The sequence below is a fragment of the Bacillus sp. RC240 genome, assembly GCF_044907945.1.
GTDB classification, from domain to species: domain Bacteria; phylum Bacillota; class Bacilli; order Bacillales; family Bacillaceae_G; genus Bacillus_A; species Bacillus_A mycoides.
Genome location: NZ_JBIYCT010000012.1, coordinates 120,162 through 136,953, shown reverse-complemented (window position 1 = coordinate 136,953; position 16,792 = coordinate 120,162). Strand labels below are relative to the sequence as shown.

The window sequence follows — 16,792 nt, the reverse complement described above, 5'->3', positions numbered from 1 at the left end:
GAGGTATACCCAAGTTCGGCTGAAGGGATCGGTCTTGAAAACCGACAGGCGGCGAGAGTCGCGCGGGGGTTCGAATCCCTCTACCTCCTCCATTTATTTTTAAAACATAATATCGTCGCGGGGTGGAGCAGTACGGTAGCTCGTCGGGCTCATAATCCGAAGGTCGCAGGTTCAAATCCTGTCCCCGCAACCAATGGTCCCGTGGTGTAGTGGTTAACATGCCTGCCTGTCACGCAGGAGATCGCCGGTTCGACCCCGGTCGGGACCGCCATTTTATGTTGGCTCGGTAGCTCAGTCGGTAGAGCAGAGGACTGAAAATCCTCGTGTCGGCGGTTCGATTCCGTCCCGAGCCACCATTTTTTTGTTTTTTTTTTATGCCGGCTTAGCTCAATTGGTAGAGCAACTGACTTGTAATCAGTAGGTTGGGGGTTCAAGTCCTCTAGCCGGCACCATTTAGGGGCATAGTTTAAAGGTAGAACTGAGGTCTCCAAAACCTCCAGTGTGGGTTCAATTCCTACTGCCCCTGTAAAGTATATGGGCCTATAGCTCAGCTGGTTAGAGCGCACGCCTGATAAGCGTGAGGTCGATGGTTCGAGTCCATTTAGGCCCACCATATATATTCCGCAGTAGCTCAGTGGTAGAGCTATCGGCTGTTAACCGATCGGTCGTAGGTTCGAGTCCTACCTGCGGAGCCATGGCCCGTTGGTCAAGTGGTTAAGACACCGCCCTTTCACGGCGGTAACACGGGTTCGAATCCCGTACGGGTCATAAAAAAAGAGTCAGCATATTGCTGACTCTTTTTTATTATGTATAAGCCTCTTTTTATCACCTTATTTTCCCGAAATAAATAAAGGGATTTAGGAAAAGCTATGGTATGTATTAAAAGGAGGAGATGAAAAATGACGCAAGTTAGAGAACTTATGAGTACTCATATCGTACATTGTACACCATTAGACAATGTATATGAGGCAGCTGTAAAAATGAAGGAAGAATCGGTTGGATTGATTCCTGTTATTGAAAATAAACAAGTTGTTGGGCTTGTTACTGATCGAGACTTAGTTGTTCGTGGGATTGCTGAAAAACATCCTGGATCTAATCAAATTACAAATGTAATGACAACAAACATTGTTTCAGTTTCTCCAGATGATTCTATTGAAAAAGCTACAGAATTAATGGCACAATATCAAATTAGACGGTTACCGGTAGTTGAGAGCGGTCAACTTGTTGGGATGCTAGCACTAGGTGATTTAGCTATAAGAAAATCAGCAGATGATCAAGCAGGGTTTGCTTTAAGTGAAATCTCAGAGCATATGGAATAAATTATGTATAAAGATCAGATACATTATTCTAGTATATGCGGATTAAACTAATATGTTAGCGTGATGTATCTGAGACATTATATAATAAGTATAGAGTCAATATTTTTGACAGTTTTTTTAAATTTGTCATTCCTAATTTTTAATAAGAGAAAAAATGATATACTGAGAGATATAAGTATTATGATAGATTTTGAATATAACAATATTTATTGTTAATGATGTAATAATGAATTAATATTTCCTACGTAGATAAAGTGAAACTTTAATTATTGGGGGGTGTCCATCCCCCAATAATTATTAGTTGAACCAATCGGGCTTTTATAGGCAGTTTTATCTCCCACCTAACTTCCTCGTATTCGCAGAATTTTGAGGTGGGAGTCTTACTGCCCGCAAATAGCGGGATAAAAAGGGAAGGGGAATTATATGAGGGCTGTACAGGGCGATCCAAATTGGAATTTGGTTACAGATACATATATAGAACCAAATAATTTCGCTGAGTTATTTTCTTTGCTTGTACCTTGTCATCCAAAAGGTGAAGGGAAAGAGCGAACTATATTAGTATGGAAAGAAAAAGAATTTTATAAAGAAGAGAATTTAGCGCCATTTATCGTATATGGCATGAATAAAGTAAAGAATTTACCGCAGTTTCATAAAGATGAAATTCCAACTCTAGTACGTATTCTTCGTTTATGTCAAGAGATTGGTTGGTATGAAGAGGCAAATGCTTTTATGATAACCCAAGGGCTAGATGAATTTGTCCGAACTTCATTGGAGTATGAAACATGGGATCTTTTGACGAAAGCAGTTGCTTTAAACTATTTAATTATTAAATATCGTATTGGTGAATTAACAGCTGAGGATGTAGAAATTTGGGAGCGAGTTAAATTTAATGAGAAATGTATAACAGATTGCAAACATCTATTATCTCATAAAGAAGTATTGGAATTTACATTCTTTTATATGTGTAAGCGAGCTAAGCTACTGTCAAAAGAGCAATTAAATAGTGATATGATGAGTCTGGCAATGTATTGTAATACTTTTGTGTATGATTTATATACACATGACTTATTACGAAAGTATCGTAAGTGTACAGACTTCCTATCATATTATGGACCTAGTCAAGCAGTTTTAGCTTGTCAAAGAGCTGTACTTTCACAAATTTCCGATCGATTAGACCCTTTAAAGACAACTCATGTAGATGATTATTTATATGTGATGAAAGAAATGATGGAGCATATGACGATAGGGGTAATGGATCGGTATGGTCATTTTATTGGAAAGCTACTATCATATGTACCATTTTTCGAAATGATCCAAGTTCCACAGCATGCATATTATTGTGAAGAATTACTGTATATTTGTAAGGGAATTGAATACAAAGAAGAAATACTACGCAATTATATATTTATACAATTACATGATTGTTTACCATCATTCTTTAAACTATTTCTTAAAAATAAGCGTTATGCAACGATTCATGATATTCTTTTCTATTGGTGCGACGATGAACAAAGAATGAGCTTAGAGAAAAAATATAATCTTAGTTTTATTTATGAAAAATATGCTTGCGGATAAACCTTATTTTACATATTAAAAATTAATATAAATTAAAAAGGATCTCAAGTTTATGTGAGATCCTTTTTTGTTAGTAAAGCAAGGAGAAAGTAACTAAGATAAGAAATAACATTCCATAAAGGAGAAATTGTGCAGTATAACTTCTTTGTATACCAAAAAAAGTATTTATTTTTTCATATAAATTTAATATATATTTCATTGGATTATCTTTGAAAGATTGGTACACAGTGTCTCCTCTTTCTAAGCTTCTTGTTCATGTTTTTGGTTATTAGGAACATGAACGTATCTAGCTATGAATAATAAAACACCTATAAAGAATACAGGAAGTACGGTAGATAAATAAAAACCATTACTAATTATATTTGTTATAAGAGCACTTAAAAGAAAAATTACATTATAAATATGGGCAATTTTTTGTTTTAGCCGCATTTGTAATGCTTCCATAATGATTTCTAAAGCAACAAAAGCAATAATAATAGATAAAAATACAGTGTTCGTATTATAAATGATTAAACAACAGATTAAACCTAAAAAGGCCAGGTATTCAATAAAGAGAGGTATATTGCGTGGCATATAATTTACCTAACTAAATATGGCAGTGGGTTTACTGCATTTGTTTTTTCAAAATTCCATTCCCCATTATGTAATTCAAAATGGAGATGTTGCCCGTATGAATGACCTGTGTTTCCCATATGACCTACTAATTGTCCAGTTTGTACTTGATCACCAGCTTGTACAGTGCGATCCTTCATATGAGCATAAACTGTTGTATATAATTTCCCATTTATTTGATGGGCGATGAACACGACATTGCCGTAGCTAGCCGAATAATAAGATTTCACAACCTTACCTGCAGCAGCAGCTTGAATAGAGACATTTCCTTGTGCTGCTATATCTATACCATAATGCATTTGCTCCCAGCGCATATCAAAAGTGGAGCTGATTTTCCCTTGAGTAGGGAATTTGAAAACTGCTGGAATTGATGCAGGTGGAGCTGTTTTAGCGTGTGCTTGATTTTGCACTACATAGTGTTTTGCTACATATCCGTATCCTGTGCCAAAACGAATTTTATACCAAGTACCTACCGTTTCTACTACTTGTACTTGTGTACCATTTTGTAATGAGCCAAGTAGAGTGCCACTTGTGCTAGCATTGCTACGTACATTTAATTTTGGTGTTGCAACAGTATACGAAGGAGAACCTTGTACTGTTACACCTTTTACTAGAGGTGTGGACCCATTAGATACAAATGTTTTTTGTACGTAACCAATTTGACCGTTATGTAATATTTTGTACCAATCCCCTTGTTCACCTTGAATGGTAATGAATTGACCATTTGGTAATATATCTAGAATAGAAGACTCTGTATTAGGTTCAGAACGAACGTTTAATGCGTTTGCATTTACGATATATTGATCCTTTGATTGAACATTTTTTTTGAATAGAATTGCATCTTTTTTTATATAGCCTGTTTTGTTGTTAACAGATACTTTATACCAATCTTGAGTTGTCTCAAGAATAGTAACCGGGCTATTAAATCGAATGTTATCAATTATTGTACTGTCTGTATGGCTATTTTGATGTAGTGCAACGTTGTCAATTTTTACATATCCAGTTTTTACTGTAGATGGTTGCTTAGCAGCCGCTGTTTGTATATCGGATTCTCCCATAGAAGGAAGTAAAGAAGCAATTGCGATAGTAGTTGCTGTTAAAGCTGTAGCTTTATTCATGTAATAAAGACCTCCTCTAGTTGTATAGTTGTAATTTTATTATAGTATAAAGATATAATATATTGGTCGTATTCACATAAATGTAATATGAAATCAATAAAAATAATGTCAGAAGAGAGATTCGTATATAAATATTGTATATATCATTTGTGAGGTCGCATTTATATTTGTTTAACACGTTGAGAATTAATTCTCAATTAAGAAAATTAAAACAGTTGATGATGTCTTATGGCGATGTTATACTGACAGTGATAATTTTATAGTTTGCTAGGAGGGCTGGTGTTGCCAGCTGAGAGTAGGGCCGTAAGCCTTTGATCCTTTTTATTACCTGATCTAGATTATGCTAGCGTAGGGAAGCAATTCGGACATTAACAATGAGTCCCCGTTTCTTTGCGTATAGAAACGGGGCTTTTTTATTTAAAAATTTCATATTAACACCACTAGGGGTGCTTTTCGTGCTGAGAGAGGAATAATCCTTAACCCTTACAACACCTGATCTAGATAATACTAGCGAAGGGAAGTGGAACAACGAATAAATTATAATTTTATTTGCTGTAACCACTTCTTATATACAGAAGTGGTTTTTTTATTGAAATAAATAGATATATAGGAAGGGGAATTATTAATGAAATTTTGTGAAAGATTATTTAATACGGTGCAGCCTGTTTGGGAGAAAAGTCATAATCATCCGTTTGTAGTAGGTATGGGGGATGGTACGTTGGAAAAAGACAAATTCCAGTACTATATTATTCAAGATTATTTATATTTGTTAGATTATGCAAAGCTATATGCAATTGGGGTTGTAAAGGCAACGAATCCACAAGTTATGGCAAAATTTGCAGAGCAAATTGATGGGATTTTAAATGGAGAAATGACGATCCATAAACAGTATGCAAACAAACTTGGCATTACTGTAGAGGAGATAGAATCTGCGAAACCATCTGCTAAAAATTTAGCCTATACAAATTACATGATGTCTGTATCTCAAAATGGCACACTTGCAGAATTAATATCAGCTTTACTTCCATGTATGTGGAGTTATTGGGAGATTGGAAAGCGTTTAAATGATATTCCTGGAGCAAGAGATCATGAGTTCTTTGGAGAGTGGATTCAAGGATATAGTTCTGAAGAATACGGTAACCTTTGTATTTGGTTAATAGATTTATTAAATGAAATGGCAGTTGGAAAGTCAGAGAAAGAGCTAGACCGATTAGAGGAGATTTTCTTATATTCCAGCCGATTTGAATATTTATTCTGGGATATGGCTTATCGTAAGGAGATGTGGGGTTTTGAGGAGCAAGAACATACTACAGTTTCATAATGTTTCCTTTCATTATGATGAGAAACCAATCATCGATGAATTAAATGCTTCTATACAAGATAAAGAGTTTGTAAGTATTATCGGACCGAGTGGATGCGGGAAAAGTACTTTATTTCGTCTTATTATAGGCTTAGAAGAAGCAAGTACTGGACAGATAGAGCTGACAAAAACAAAGAGTCATCCTGTAGGGTATATGCCCCAAAAAGATATGCTCTTGCCGTGGAGGACGATTATTGAGAATGCTGCCCTGCCGCTAGAGTGCCAAGGTGTGCAGAAGAAAGAAGCGCAAGTAAAAGCGAAAGAACTGTTACATAAATTTGGTTTACAAGGGTACGAGAAAAAATATCCGAAAGATTTATCTGGTGGTATGAGGCAACGCGTATCTTTTATCCGAACTTTATTAACAGGCGGGGAGATATTATTGTTAGATGAACCTTTTAGTGCATTGGACGCTTTAACGAAGGCATCTTTGCAAGAATGGTTGTTTGAACAATGGAAAGAGTGGGAAAAAACAATTTTATTTATCACTCATGATGTTGAAGAAGCATTGTTTCTTTCTAATCGAATTTTGGTTGTAGAAAATCAACCGATAGCAACTTTAACTGAGCGAATTGTGCCGCTTGATCGTAACCGAACAAGAAAAGATTTATATAAGCCTGAAGTGTTAGCGCTTAAAGAAGAGCTCCTTAGTATGTTACAAAGGCAGGTACTTGTATGATGAATCGCTTAAAGGAGTTATTACCTGCCCTTATATTAAGTGGAATTTTACTTGCTCTATGGGAAGTAGGAGCAAGAATTGTAGATGAGATGTACATTTTGCCATCACCTTCTGCAATTGTAATGAAGATATGGGTACTGAAAGATATATTATTTACGGTTCATTTACCTGCAACGTTGTACGTCGTTTTAATAGGCGTTGTTATTTCTATCGTACTGGGCGTAGGGCTAGCAATGTTAATGAATACGAGTACGTGGATGGAAAGAGCATTTTATCCGTTATTAGTTGCTTCACAAACAATCCCGATTACTGCGCTTGCGCCGCTCTTCGTTTTATGGTTTGGATATACCATCTGGAGTAAGGTTGTTGTTACCGTTTTAATTACGTTTTTCCCAATTGCGGTCAATACGTATGATGGATTGCGCAGTACGAAAAAAGAATGGGAGGAGCTCTTAGTCACGTATGGTGCAACAAAAAAAGATGTTTTTCTAAAGCTAAAGCTGCCATCTGCTCTTCCTTACTTTTTCTCAGCGTTAAAAATTGCAGTTCCGCTTAGTGTGATCGGGGCAGCAATTGGAGAATGGCTCGGTGCACAAGCTGGGCTTGGATATTTCAGTAAAAGAATGATGACGCAGTTAGACGGAGCTGGTGTATTTGCACCAATTGTATTGTTATCATTATTAGCTATTTTCTTCGTCATACTTATTTCCACATTAGAAAAGAAATTCATTAGTTGGAGGAAACATTCATGAAATTATTAAAACGCATCTTTGTGTTTACATTATTAGTTGCAATGATTGCAGGATGTTCGAGTAACTCGGCATCAGATAAGAATAAATCAGAAAAAGAAATAACAGTAATGCTTGATTGGTACCCGAATGCGGTACATAGCTTTATTTATACGGCAATTGAAAAAGGATACTTTAAAGAAGAAGGAGTCAAGGTGAATATTAAATTCCCTTCTAATCCGACTGATCCATTAACGCTAGCGGCAGCAGGGAAAGTGACCGTTGGCTTGTATTATCAACCAGATGTTGTCATGGCAAAAGCAAATGAACAAATTCCAGTGAAATCAATTGGAGCTGTCGTACGTTCGCCGTTAAATCATGTTGTATCGCTGAAATCAGCAGGTATTAAGTCACCTAAAGACTTAGAAGGAAAAACAGTTGGATATTCTGGGACCCCTTTAAGTGAAGCATATTTAAAAACGATGGTAAAAGAAGATGGTGGTAATCCAGATACAGTAAAAGTAGTCGATGTTGGATTTGATTTAGTACCAGCGTTAATTACGAAAAAAGTGGATGCTGTAACAGGAGCATACATTAACCATGAAGTACCTGTTATGCGTCATGAGGGCCATGAACCAGCGTACTTTAATCCAGCTGATTACGGTGTGCCGAATTATCATGAGCTTGTGTTTGTAACAGGTGATAAAACTTTGAAAAAGGATAAAGAAGCATTACAGGCCTTTTTACGTGGTGCGAAAAAGGGATATGATTTCATGAAGAAAAATCCGGATGAAGCATTAAATATTTTATTAGATCATCAAGAAAAAGAAAACTTCCCACTTGTACCAGAAGTTGAAAAAGAAAGTATGAAAATTTTATTAGAGAAGATGGAAACGAAAGATGAGCCATTCTTATCGGATTCAAAAGAGTCATGGGAGAAACAAAATAAATGGTTGAAAGACAAAGGAATGGCGAAAGAAATTGTTCCAGCCGATGAATTATTCGAAAACATTTTAAAGTAGGCGAATGAATATGAAAAATGAGCTTCATGTAATCTCAAATGGCCATATGCCATTTGAAGAATTAGTGAATGTAGCGATGCAAATTGAGAGTGAGATTGATTATTTGCATATTCGTGAGCGTGAGAAGAGCACGAAGGAATTGTATGAAGGTGTGGAAAGTCTTTTGGGGAAAGGCTTTCCGGCATCGAAGATAGTGATAAATGATCGAATTGATATTGCTATTCTATTAAATATTCCGCGTGTGCAGCTAGGATATCGAAGCGCAGATGTAAGGTCGGTGAAAGAAAAGTTTTCTTATTTGCATGTTGGCTATTCAGTACATTCTTTAGATGAAGCGATAGTGGCATTTAAAAATGGAGCGGATTCACTCGTTTACGGTCATGTATTTCCAACGGCTTGTAAAAAGGATGTGCCAGCAAGAGGATTAGAAGAAATTGCTCATATGGCAAGATGCTTATCCATACCAATAACTGCAATTGGTGGGATTACCCCTGAAAATACAGGTGATGTTCTTGCAAATGGTGTAAGTGGCATTGCTGTTATGTCTGGGATTATAAGCAGTAGTAATCCGTATAGCAGGGCGAAATCTTATAAGGAATCAATAAGAAAGTGGGCGGAAAAACATGTGTAAGAAGTATGATGTAGCGATTATTGGCGGAGGTGTAATTGGTAGCTCAGTTGCACACTTTCTAGCAGAAAGAGGGCATAAAGTAGCGATTATAGAGAAACAAAGAATCGCATCTGAAGCTTCGAAAGCAGCTGCTGGTTTGCTCGGTGTTCAGGCAGAATGGGATGCATATGATCCGCTGTTTGAGCTTGCTAGAGAAAGCCGTGTTATATTTCCACAACTTGCAGAAGTTTTACGTGAAAAAACAGGCATCGATATTGGGTATGAAGAAAAGGGCATTTATCGCATCGCTCAAAATGAAGATGAGAAGAAAAGAATTCTTCATATTATGGATTGGCAACAGAAAACAGGTGAAGATTCCTATTTTCTAACGGGTGATCGTTTGCGAGAAAAAGAGCCGTTTCTATCCGAATCAATTATAGGAGCGGTATATTATCCGAAAGATGGTCACGTTATTGCGCCAGAGCTTACGAAAGCATTCGCACATTCTGCAGCAATTTCCGGAGCTGATATATATGAACAAACAGAAGTGTTTGATATTCGTATTGAAAATAATAAAGTGACTGGAATTGTGACAAGCGAAGGTGTAATCACATGTGAAAAGGTCGTTATCGCCGGAGGATCATGGAGTACGAAATTACTACATTATTTTCAGAGTGATTGGGGTACATATCCTGTTAAGGGGGAGGTTGTTGCAGTAAGAAGCAGGAAACCTCTGTTGAAAGCTCCTATTTTCCAGGAGAGGTTTTATATTACGCCGAAGCGCGGTGGCCGTTATGTGATTGGGGCAACGATGAAGCCTCATACATTTAATAAATCTGTACAACCAGAAAGTATTACTTCCATATTAGAGCGTGCCTACACAATATTGCCTGCTTTAAAAGAAGCAGAATGGGAAAGTACGTGGGCTGGGTTAAGACCGCAGTCTAATCATGAAGCTCCTTATATGGGAGAGCATGAAGAAATAAAAGGTTTATATGCTTGTACGGGCCATTATCGAAACGGCATTTTATTAAGTCCTGTTTCTGGTCAGTATATGGCTGATTTAATAGAAGGAAAGCAGGAGAATCACTTGCTAGATTCATTGCTTTCTAAAATGGTTTAGAAAGGGGATGGAAGTTTGAATTTAAAAATTAATGGTAACCAAATTGAAGTACCAGAGAGTGTAAAAACAGTAGCTGGGCTACTTACACATTTAGAGTTAGATAACAGAATTGTTGTAGTAGAACGTAATAAAGATATTTTACAAAAAGATGATCATAACGATACATCTGTTTTTGATGGGGACCAAATTGAGATTGTAACTTTCGTAGGAGGCGGTTGATTATGTTAAACATTGGACAATTTTCATTTCATTCTAGACTTTTATTAGGAACAGGGAAATTCCCTGATTTTGATGTGCAGCAAAAGGCAATTGATGTTTCTGAGGCTGAGATTTTAACATTCGCAGTACGTCGTATGGATATATTTGATGCAAAGCAGCCTAATTTATTAGAGAAACTTGATGTAAAAAAATATACGTTATTACCGAATACAGCTGGAGCAAAAAATGCTGAAGAAGCTGTTCGTATTGCAAAATTAGCAAAAGCTTCTGGACTTTGCGATATGATCAAAGTAGAAGTTATTGGTGATGATAGAACGTTATTACCTGATCCAGTAGAAACGTTAAAGGCATCTGAAATGTTACTAGAAGAAGGATTTATCGTACTTCCGTATACATCTGATGATGTTGTATTAGCACGTAAATTACAAGAATTAGGTGTGCATGCAATTATGCCAGGAGCATCACCAATCGGTTCAGGGCTTGGTATTGTAAATCCGTTAAATTTAAGCTTCATTATTGAACAAGCGACAGTACCAGTTATCGTTGACGCTGGTATCGGTAGCCCAGCTGATGCGGCATTTGCGATGGAATTAGGAGCGGATGGTGTGTTATTAAATACTGCAGTATCTGGAGCGAACGATCCTATTAAAATGGCATACGCAATGAAATTAAGTATTGAGGCAGGACGATTAGGGTTTGAAGCAGGTCGTATTGCACGCAAGCGCTGCGCGACAGCAAGTAGTCCTTTAGAAGGAATGAGCGTAGTTGAATAATCGATATTCTCGCCAAGAACTATTTTCTCCAATTGGGGAAGAAGGGCAACAAAAGCTAGGGGAAAAGCATGTACTTATTATCGGTGCGGGTGCATTAGGTAGTGCAAATGCAGAGATGTTTGTAAGGGCAGGCGTTGGTAAGGTAACAATTGTTGACCGCGATTATGTAGATTGGAGTAATTTACAAAGGCAGCAATTGTATGCAGAGCGTGATGTAGAGAATAACCTTCCGAAGGCTGTGGCGGCAAAAAAACGTCTAGAAGAGATTAATAGTGAAGTAAGAGTAGAAGCTCTCGTTCAAGATGTAACGGCTGAAGAATTAGAAGAACACGTTACAAATGTTGATGTAATCATCGATGCGACTGATAATTTCGAAACGCGTTTCATTGTGAATGATGTAGCGCAAAAATATTCTATTCCATGGGTTTACGGGGCATGTGTAGGAAGTTACGGTCTTTCTTATACTATTCTTCCAGGCAAAACGCCATGTTTATCTTGTTTATTACAATCGATTCCACTTGGCGGAGCGACATGTGATACAGCGGGGATTATATCACCTGCTGTATCTCTCGTCGTTTCTCATCAAGTAACGGAAACACTTAAACTGCTAGTAGAAGATTATGACTCGCTTCGAGATGGACTTGTGTCATTTGATGTATGGAAAAATGAGTATTCATGTATGAATGTGCAAAAGATTCGTAAACATAATTGTCTATCATGTGGTGAGCAAGCATTATATCCGTATTTAAATAAGGAAAATACTTCAAAAACAGCGGTGTTATGCGGGAGAAATACAGTTCAAATTAGACCACCTCATAAAGAGGAACTGGATTTTGAACAATATAAAAAATTGCTGAATGATCGTGTGAATGATTTAAATGTAAATCCATATTTATTATCATTTTCGGTTGAAGAAAAGAGATTAGTTGCTTTTAAAGATGGCCGTGTACTTGTACATGGAACGAAAGATATAAGCGAAGCGAAAACAATTTATCATCGCTATTTTGGGTAGAAAAGGATGAGTGGAATGAAAGTGAATAAAGCTTTAACAATTGCAGGGTCTGATAGCGGAGGCGGCGCTGGGATTCAGGCGGATTTAAAAACATTCCAAGAGCTTGGTGTGTATGGAATGACGGCTATTACGGCAATTACTGCTCAAAATACGCTTGGCGTTCAAGGGGTATATCCTGTTTCTTTAGAAGGAATTACGGAACAGCTGAATTCAATTGGTACGGATTTAACGCCAGATGCTGTAAAACTAGGAATGTTATTTAGCAGTGAAATTATTCAAATTGTTGCAGAACATATTAAAAAATTCGGCTGGAATAATATTGTGCTAGATCCTGTTATGATTGCAAAAGGCGGGGCATCATTATTACAACAAGAAGCAGTACAAGCATTAAAGGAATATTTATTACCAGTAGCAACTGTCGTAACACCAAATGTTCCGGAAGCAGAAGTGTTAACTGGGATGGAGATTCATAATGTTGAAGATAGTAAAGAAGCTGCGAAAGTATTACATGAATTAGGGGCTAAATATGTTCTTATGAAGGGCGGACATGCAGAATATCAAGGTAATGAAGTAATTGATTTACTCTTTGATGGAGAGCAGTTTATTGAATTTAGGAGCGAACGAATTCCTTCGAAGCAGACGCACGGAAGCGGATGTACATTTGCGTCTGCAGTTACAGCAGGACTTGCTAAAGAATATTCAATCGAAGAGGCAGTTCAAGAGGCAAAACGATTTATTAGTATAGCGATTGAAGAGCCGTTGAATATTGGAAGTGGTCATGGACCGACGAATCATTTTGCGTATAAAGTGAATAAGACACATGCATAAGTGAAAATTTAACCAGTGGGGCTATATCCTCACTGGTTATTAATGTTAATGATTAATAGAGATTTAATATATGTTAGCAAATGTGATTGGCTCTTCTTGTTTAAATGCGTCCTTTAGATGAGTAAAGTATATAAAAGGTGTGATGAGATTAATATTAAATATATAAAATAGGGAATCATAGCTTTCTTATTTTTACTTAAGTATTTACTATAAATTAATAACAAACAAGAAATTAAAAAAATGATTTCTAATGTAGTACGGAATTCAGTATAACTAGTAATAGTAACTAAAATCGCTAAAATTAATAGTAACGAATTACCTAGAATATTTATTATTTTAATAAAATTATTCTTTTTATCCTCGGTCATATAGCATCCTCGTTTCACGTTTAATTTTTAATCATTTCTTTATTTAGTATTATTACAATACGACTCATGAAAATTCCTATTGAATATAAATATTTATAATGTCTAGCAACAATGAAAAATCCACCTTAAGGATTTTTCATTGTTTACTTTTTCCAAATACAGGAGTAATATATCAGCCAGAATACATTTTTTGTAATACGCTGAGTCCAAATGTATGGAGCGGAGGAACCAATTTGTGCGTCGTCACTAGGGGTGAATCTTTCAATGTTGAAAGTAGGGCTACTCTCAAAGCCCGAATCCGACAGCTAACTTCGTAAGCGTCTTGAGAGAGGACGGTGCCATGATGGATACATCACTTCATCGGTCTGATTAGTATAGGAGAATATCAATATATGTTTGAGTTCTTTTATGCTAAGGAGGATGAGGTACATGGAACTAACACTTATTTGTGTTGGAGAAAAAAACAAGGTAAAGAGTTTAAGAGAGCTAGTAGCATTTCAGCATGAGTTAATTATTTTTACAGCCAATGAAGAGATAGCGGATGAAGTTAGAGAGTATGGGTTTGAATCAGCTTATAGCTGTAATAAGGAGAAGGATTTTACTAGTATTTGCACACGTATTAAGAAGGTGATTTTACTAGGGGATGAGCTTCCGATAGTTAGTTTCTTCACAGAACACATTCGTTTTTCTTTTCAAGCGCCTATTACTGTTGTTACAAAGAATAAACGCTATCCGGCCAGGCTCTATGAAACAATTGGAGCTAAATTTGTAGTGTTTACGAACTGTGATAATATTTCTTTTTTATTTTTTGAATAGGGCGGGGGAAATGAAGATGAAAGTGTTGTTACTAGGAGATATAGCGAATCGTTGGGCGATATCGGTAGAGAGAGTTCACGAATTGGTAGTGCTCGATCCTCTTTTTCCAGGGCCATATATTATATTACCATCAAAAGATGTTTTGTATTTAGAGGCGGATATTACCGAATATGAGCAGTTACATGCAGAATTATCACAAGTTTATATTCGAGGGAGAAATTTGCGTGCTTTTTTGCGTGGAGAATAAAGGTTGAATGAAAAAAGAGCGAATGCTGAGTGCAACAAGCTATGCACTTCATGTCATTCGCTCTTTTTATTTCATATTTAAAAGATCATTTCTATGAAAAAAAAAGAAAACACAAGAAAATAGATGAAAGAATATTAAAAATAAGCAATGTAAGCGTTTAAATGGCGGAATTTTTTCTTATTTTAAGTAATTTGCCTCTTTACAAGTTAAATTTAGAGGAGTATATTTACTCTCATAAATCATTCATGAAATTTCCAAAAAAAACCTAAAATCGCTGAGTTCCAGAAATGGAGCGGGGGAACCAATTTTGTGCATTGTCACTTGGGGTGAATCTTTCAATTTTGAAAGTAGGGCTACTCTTTAGGCCCGAATCCGACAGCTAACCTCGTAAGCGTTTAGAGAGGAGGTTTACTTTGTGTTGTTCGTTTCGAACACTAAGTAGAGCTTAGTGTTCTTTTTTTGATAACTAGATGGTAAAATTTAACAAAAAGTGAGGGGTAGTTATGTTAGATGTTGTAATGATCGGTATTTTTGTTGGGTTAGTCGCATCGATGGCAAGTCTTGCAAGTTGGTCAGATAAAGTTGTGAAAGAAGGGAAGCAATCATGATGATTGCCTTATCGGTTATTGTTGCAGCGATTACGGTGTACTTAGTGTACGCATTATTAAATCCAGAGAAGTTTTAATTAGGGGGAATCATTCATTATGATTTGGGTTGCAGTCGTTATTACAATGCTCTTGTTTATTTTAGTAGCAAAGCCAACGGGGATTTATTTAGAAAAAGCTTTTCAAGGTAGCAAAACGCTAGATAAAGTATTCGGGCCTTTTGAAAAACTTATTTTTAAAATTACGGGTGTAAAAGCATACAATCAAACGTGGAAACAGTACGCATTATCATTAGTTTTACTCAATGGATTTATGATTGTTGTCGTATATTTCATTTTCAGATTACAAGGCGTATTGCCATTAAATCCAGCGCATATTGAAGGGATGGAGCCTACGCTCGCTTTTAATACAGCAATTAGTTTTATGGCTGATACAAATTTACAGCATTATAGCGGTGAAAATGGTTTGTCTTATTTATCACAATTAATCGGGATTACATTTTTAATGTTTGCAGCACCAGCAACGACGTTAGCGCTCGTTATGGCATTTATAAGAGGGCTCGCTGGAAAAGAACTTGGTAACTTTTTCGTTGATTTTACGAGAGCTTTAACGAGAGTATTTCTTCCTATTGCGTTTGTTGCAGCGCTAATCTTTGTCGCACTTGGTGTACCACAAACGTTAGACGGGGCAGTTACAGCACAAACAATTGATGGGGCAAAACAAAGTATTTTACGTGGTCCAGTTGCATCATTCGTTTCCATTAAGGAACTTGGAAATAACGGCGGTGGATTTTTCGGGGCAAACTCTACACATCCTTTTGAAAATCCAGGGCAAATGAGTAATATTTTGCAAATGATGCTTATGATGTTATTGCCAACAGCACTTCCATTTACGTACGGACGAATGGTAGGAAATAAAAAACAAGGTCGCATCCTTTTCGTGTCACTATTCATGGTGTTTTTACTAGGATTTATAACGATTACGACATCTGAATTACATGGAAATCCAGTGTTAAATGGAATGGGTATCGAACATGTACAAGGAAGTACAGAAGGAAAAGAAGTCCGATTTGGAACAGTATTTTCTTCCCTTTATGCGACAGTAACGACAGCTGCGGAAACGGGGGCCGTTAATACGATGCATGATACGTTAACACCAATTGGTGGTCTAGTTCCACTCGTAAATATGATGTTAAATACAGTATACGGCGGTGTTGGAGCAGGTTTTGTGAACATTATTATGTATGCAATTATTGCAGTCTTTATATCTGGTTTAATGGTTGGACGGACACCGGAGTTTTTAGGTAAGAAAATTGAAGGTAAGGAAATGAAATTGATTGCGGTAACGATTTTATTTCATCCATTGCTTATTTTAGGGTTTTCAGCATTAGCTCTTTCAACAAGCTTAGGAACGGATGCAATTTCTCATTCAGGTTTCCACGGTTTAACGCAAGTTGTATATGAGTACACATCGTCAGCTGCGAATAACGGATCTGGATTTGAAGGTTTAGCAGACAATACACCGTTTTGGAATATTACGACTGGTTTAGTTATGTTTTTAGGACGCTATTTCAGTTTAATTACGATGCTAGCTGTTGCAGCTTCACTGAAAGAGAAGACGGTAGTACCAGAAACAGTCGGAACGTTCCGTACAGATAATGGTTTATTTGGAGGGATATTTATCGGAACAATTGTAATTGTTGGTGCGTTAACATTCTTCCCGATGTTAGTACTCGGCCCAATTGCAGAATTTCTTACATTGAAGTAATGGAGGGTAAA

Annotated in this window: 19 protein-coding genes, 8 tRNA genes and 4 riboswitches; of the genes, 25 read left to right on the top strand and 2 right to left on the bottom strand. The window is 36.7% G+C overall.

The window, feature by feature from the left end; genetic code table 11:
- The first annotated feature begins 116 nt into the window (after positions 1–116).
- From ABH955_RS25995 to ABH955_RS25950, 10 genes are all read left to right on the top strand, one after another.
- Positions 117–193, top strand: a tRNA-Met gene (locus ABH955_RS25995).
- Positions 194–195: 2 nt separating this feature from the next.
- Positions 196–271, top strand: a tRNA-Asp gene (locus ABH955_RS25990).
- 9 nt (positions 272–280) lie between these two features.
- A tRNA-Phe gene (locus tag ABH955_RS25985) sits at positions 281–356 on the top strand.
- Positions 357–376: 20 nt separating this feature from the next.
- Positions 377–452, top strand: a tRNA-Thr gene (locus tag ABH955_RS25980).
- 3 nt (positions 453–455) lie between these two features.
- A tRNA-Trp gene (locus tag ABH955_RS25975) sits at positions 456–526 on the top strand.
- 10 nt (positions 527–536) lie between these two features.
- A tRNA-Ile gene (locus ABH955_RS25970) sits at positions 537–613 on the top strand.
- 7 nt (positions 614–620) lie between these two features.
- Positions 621–695 (top strand) — tRNA-Asn (locus ABH955_RS25965).
- A 1-nt stretch (position 696) separates the two neighbouring features.
- Positions 697–768: transfer RNA gene (locus tag ABH955_RS25960), tRNA-Glu, on the top strand.
- Positions 769–899: 131 nt separating this feature from the next.
- The gene (locus ABH955_RS25955) at positions 900–1,319 is read left to right on the top strand and encodes a CBS domain-containing protein (RefSeq protein WP_002010634.1); all 420 of its coding nucleotides are present in this window, start codon (positions 900–902) and stop codon (positions 1,317–1,319) included.
- A gap of 423 nt (positions 1,320–1,742) precedes the next feature.
- Positions 1,743–2,894, top strand: coding sequence for a DUF3965 domain-containing protein (locus ABH955_RS25950; protein ID WP_113936776.1), 1,152 nt, complete (start codon positions 1,743–1,745; stop codon positions 2,892–2,894).
- 240 nt (positions 2,895–3,134) lie between these two features.
- Here the strand turns inward: ABH955_RS25950 and ABH955_RS25945 are convergent, their stop codons facing one another.
- Positions 3,135–3,467 (bottom strand): hypothetical protein, encoded by a 333-nt coding sequence (locus tag ABH955_RS25945; RefSeq protein WP_002010638.1) that lies wholly within the window; start codon positions 3,465–3,467, stop codon positions 3,135–3,137.
- 5 nt (positions 3,468–3,472) lie between these two features.
- On the bottom strand, positions 3,473–4,624 hold the full coding sequence (locus ABH955_RS25940; RefSeq protein ID WP_404491825.1) for an SH3 domain-containing protein: 1,152 nt from the start codon (positions 4,622–4,624) through the stop codon (positions 3,473–3,475).
- Between the two features lie 259 nt (positions 4,625–4,883).
- Positions 4,884–4,996, top strand: a riboswitch (TPP riboswitch).
- A gap of 60 nt (positions 4,997–5,056) precedes the next feature.
- Positions 5,057–5,160, top strand: a riboswitch (TPP riboswitch).
- Between the two features lie 89 nt (positions 5,161–5,249).
- Here ABH955_RS25940 and tenA point away from each other — a divergent pair.
- The 15 genes from tenA (at position 5,250) to kdpA (ending at position 16,781) form a co-directional block, all read left to right on the top strand.
- Entirely contained in the window at positions 5,250–5,945 is a 696-nt protein-coding gene (gene tenA, locus ABH955_RS25935) for a thiaminase II (protein WP_219300011.1), read from the top strand.
- Positions 5,914–6,663: an ABC transporter ATP-binding protein gene (locus tag ABH955_RS25930; protein ID WP_404446001.1), complete on the top strand. Its 750-nt coding sequence runs from the start codon at positions 5,914–5,916 to the stop codon at positions 6,661–6,663. Before tenA ends, ABH955_RS25930 begins: the two co-directional genes overlap by 32 nt.
- Positions 6,663–7,415, top strand: a complete 753-nt coding sequence (locus ABH955_RS25925) for an ABC transporter permease (RefSeq protein WP_404491826.1) — start codon at positions 6,663–6,665, stop codon at positions 7,413–7,415. Before ABH955_RS25930 ends, ABH955_RS25925 begins: the two co-directional genes overlap by 1 nt.
- Positions 7,412–8,413 (top strand): ABC transporter substrate-binding protein, encoded by a 1,002-nt coding sequence (locus ABH955_RS25920; protein WP_404446004.1) that lies wholly within the window; start codon positions 7,412–7,414, stop codon positions 8,411–8,413. The genes ABH955_RS25925 and ABH955_RS25920 overlap by 4 nt, the downstream gene beginning before the upstream one ends.
- 10 nt (positions 8,414–8,423) lie before the next feature.
- Entirely contained in the window at positions 8,424–9,044 is a 621-nt protein-coding gene (tenI, locus tag ABH955_RS25915) for a thiazole tautomerase TenI (protein WP_113936771.1), read from the top strand.
- A complete protein-coding gene (gene thiO, locus ABH955_RS25910; RefSeq protein WP_404446008.1) occupies positions 9,037–10,146 on the top strand; it encodes a glycine oxidase ThiO in 1,110 nt (369 codons plus the stop codon). The genes tenI and thiO overlap by 8 nt, the downstream gene beginning before the upstream one ends.
- A gap of 15 nt (positions 10,147–10,161) precedes the next feature.
- A complete protein-coding gene (gene thiS / locus ABH955_RS25905; RefSeq protein WP_001049509.1) occupies positions 10,162–10,365 on the top strand; it encodes a sulfur carrier protein ThiS in 204 nt (67 codons plus the stop codon).
- A 2-nt stretch (positions 10,366–10,367) separates the two neighbouring features.
- Positions 10,368–11,138: a thiazole synthase gene (gene thiG, locus ABH955_RS25900; protein ID WP_002087526.1), complete on the top strand. Its 771-nt coding sequence runs from the start codon at positions 10,368–10,370 to the stop codon at positions 11,136–11,138.
- Positions 11,131–12,150 carry a thiazole biosynthesis adenylyltransferase ThiF gene (gene thiF, locus ABH955_RS25895; RefSeq protein WP_404455399.1) on the top strand — a complete coding sequence of 340 codons (1,020 nt, stop codon included), beginning with the start codon at positions 11,131–11,133 and terminating at the stop codon, positions 12,148–12,150. Before thiG ends, thiF begins: the two co-directional genes overlap by 8 nt.
- A gap of 6 nt (positions 12,151–12,156) precedes the next feature.
- Positions 12,157–12,978: a bifunctional hydroxymethylpyrimidine kinase/phosphomethylpyrimidine kinase gene (thiD, locus tag ABH955_RS25890; protein ID WP_404446018.1), complete on the top strand. Its 822-nt coding sequence runs from the start codon at positions 12,157–12,159 to the stop codon at positions 12,976–12,978.
- 556 nt (positions 12,979–13,534) lie between these two features.
- Positions 13,535–13,682, top strand: a riboswitch (cyclic di-AMP (ydaO/yuaA leader).
- A 93-nt stretch (positions 13,683–13,775) separates the two neighbouring features.
- A complete protein-coding gene (locus ABH955_RS25885; RefSeq protein ID WP_002029867.1) occupies positions 13,776–14,162 on the top strand; it encodes a hypothetical protein in 387 nt (128 codons plus the stop codon).
- A 16-nt stretch (positions 14,163–14,178) separates the two neighbouring features.
- Positions 14,179–14,409, top strand: coding sequence for a hypothetical protein (locus tag ABH955_RS25880; RefSeq protein WP_016101779.1), 231 nt, complete (start codon positions 14,179–14,181; stop codon positions 14,407–14,409).
- 262 nt (positions 14,410–14,671) lie between these two features.
- A riboswitch (cyclic di-AMP (ydaO/yuaA leader) is annotated at positions 14,672–14,817 on the top strand.
- Between the two features lie 95 nt (positions 14,818–14,912).
- On the top strand, positions 14,913–15,017 hold the full coding sequence (locus tag ABH955_RS25875; RefSeq protein ID WP_000887888.1) for a SipW-dependent-type signal peptide-containing protein: 105 nt from the start codon (positions 14,913–14,915) through the stop codon (positions 15,015–15,017).
- Positions 15,014–15,094: a K(+)-transporting ATPase subunit F gene (gene kdpF / locus ABH955_RS25870; RefSeq protein WP_000972378.1), complete on the top strand. Its 81-nt coding sequence runs from the start codon at positions 15,014–15,016 to the stop codon at positions 15,092–15,094. Before ABH955_RS25875 ends, kdpF begins: the two co-directional genes overlap by 4 nt.
- Before the next feature lie 19 nt (positions 15,095–15,113).
- Positions 15,114–16,781, top strand: a complete 1,668-nt coding sequence (kdpA, locus tag ABH955_RS25865; protein ID WP_061675211.1) for a potassium-transporting ATPase subunit KdpA — start codon at positions 15,114–15,116, stop codon at positions 16,779–16,781.
- Positions 16,782–16,792 lie beyond the last annotated feature (11 nt).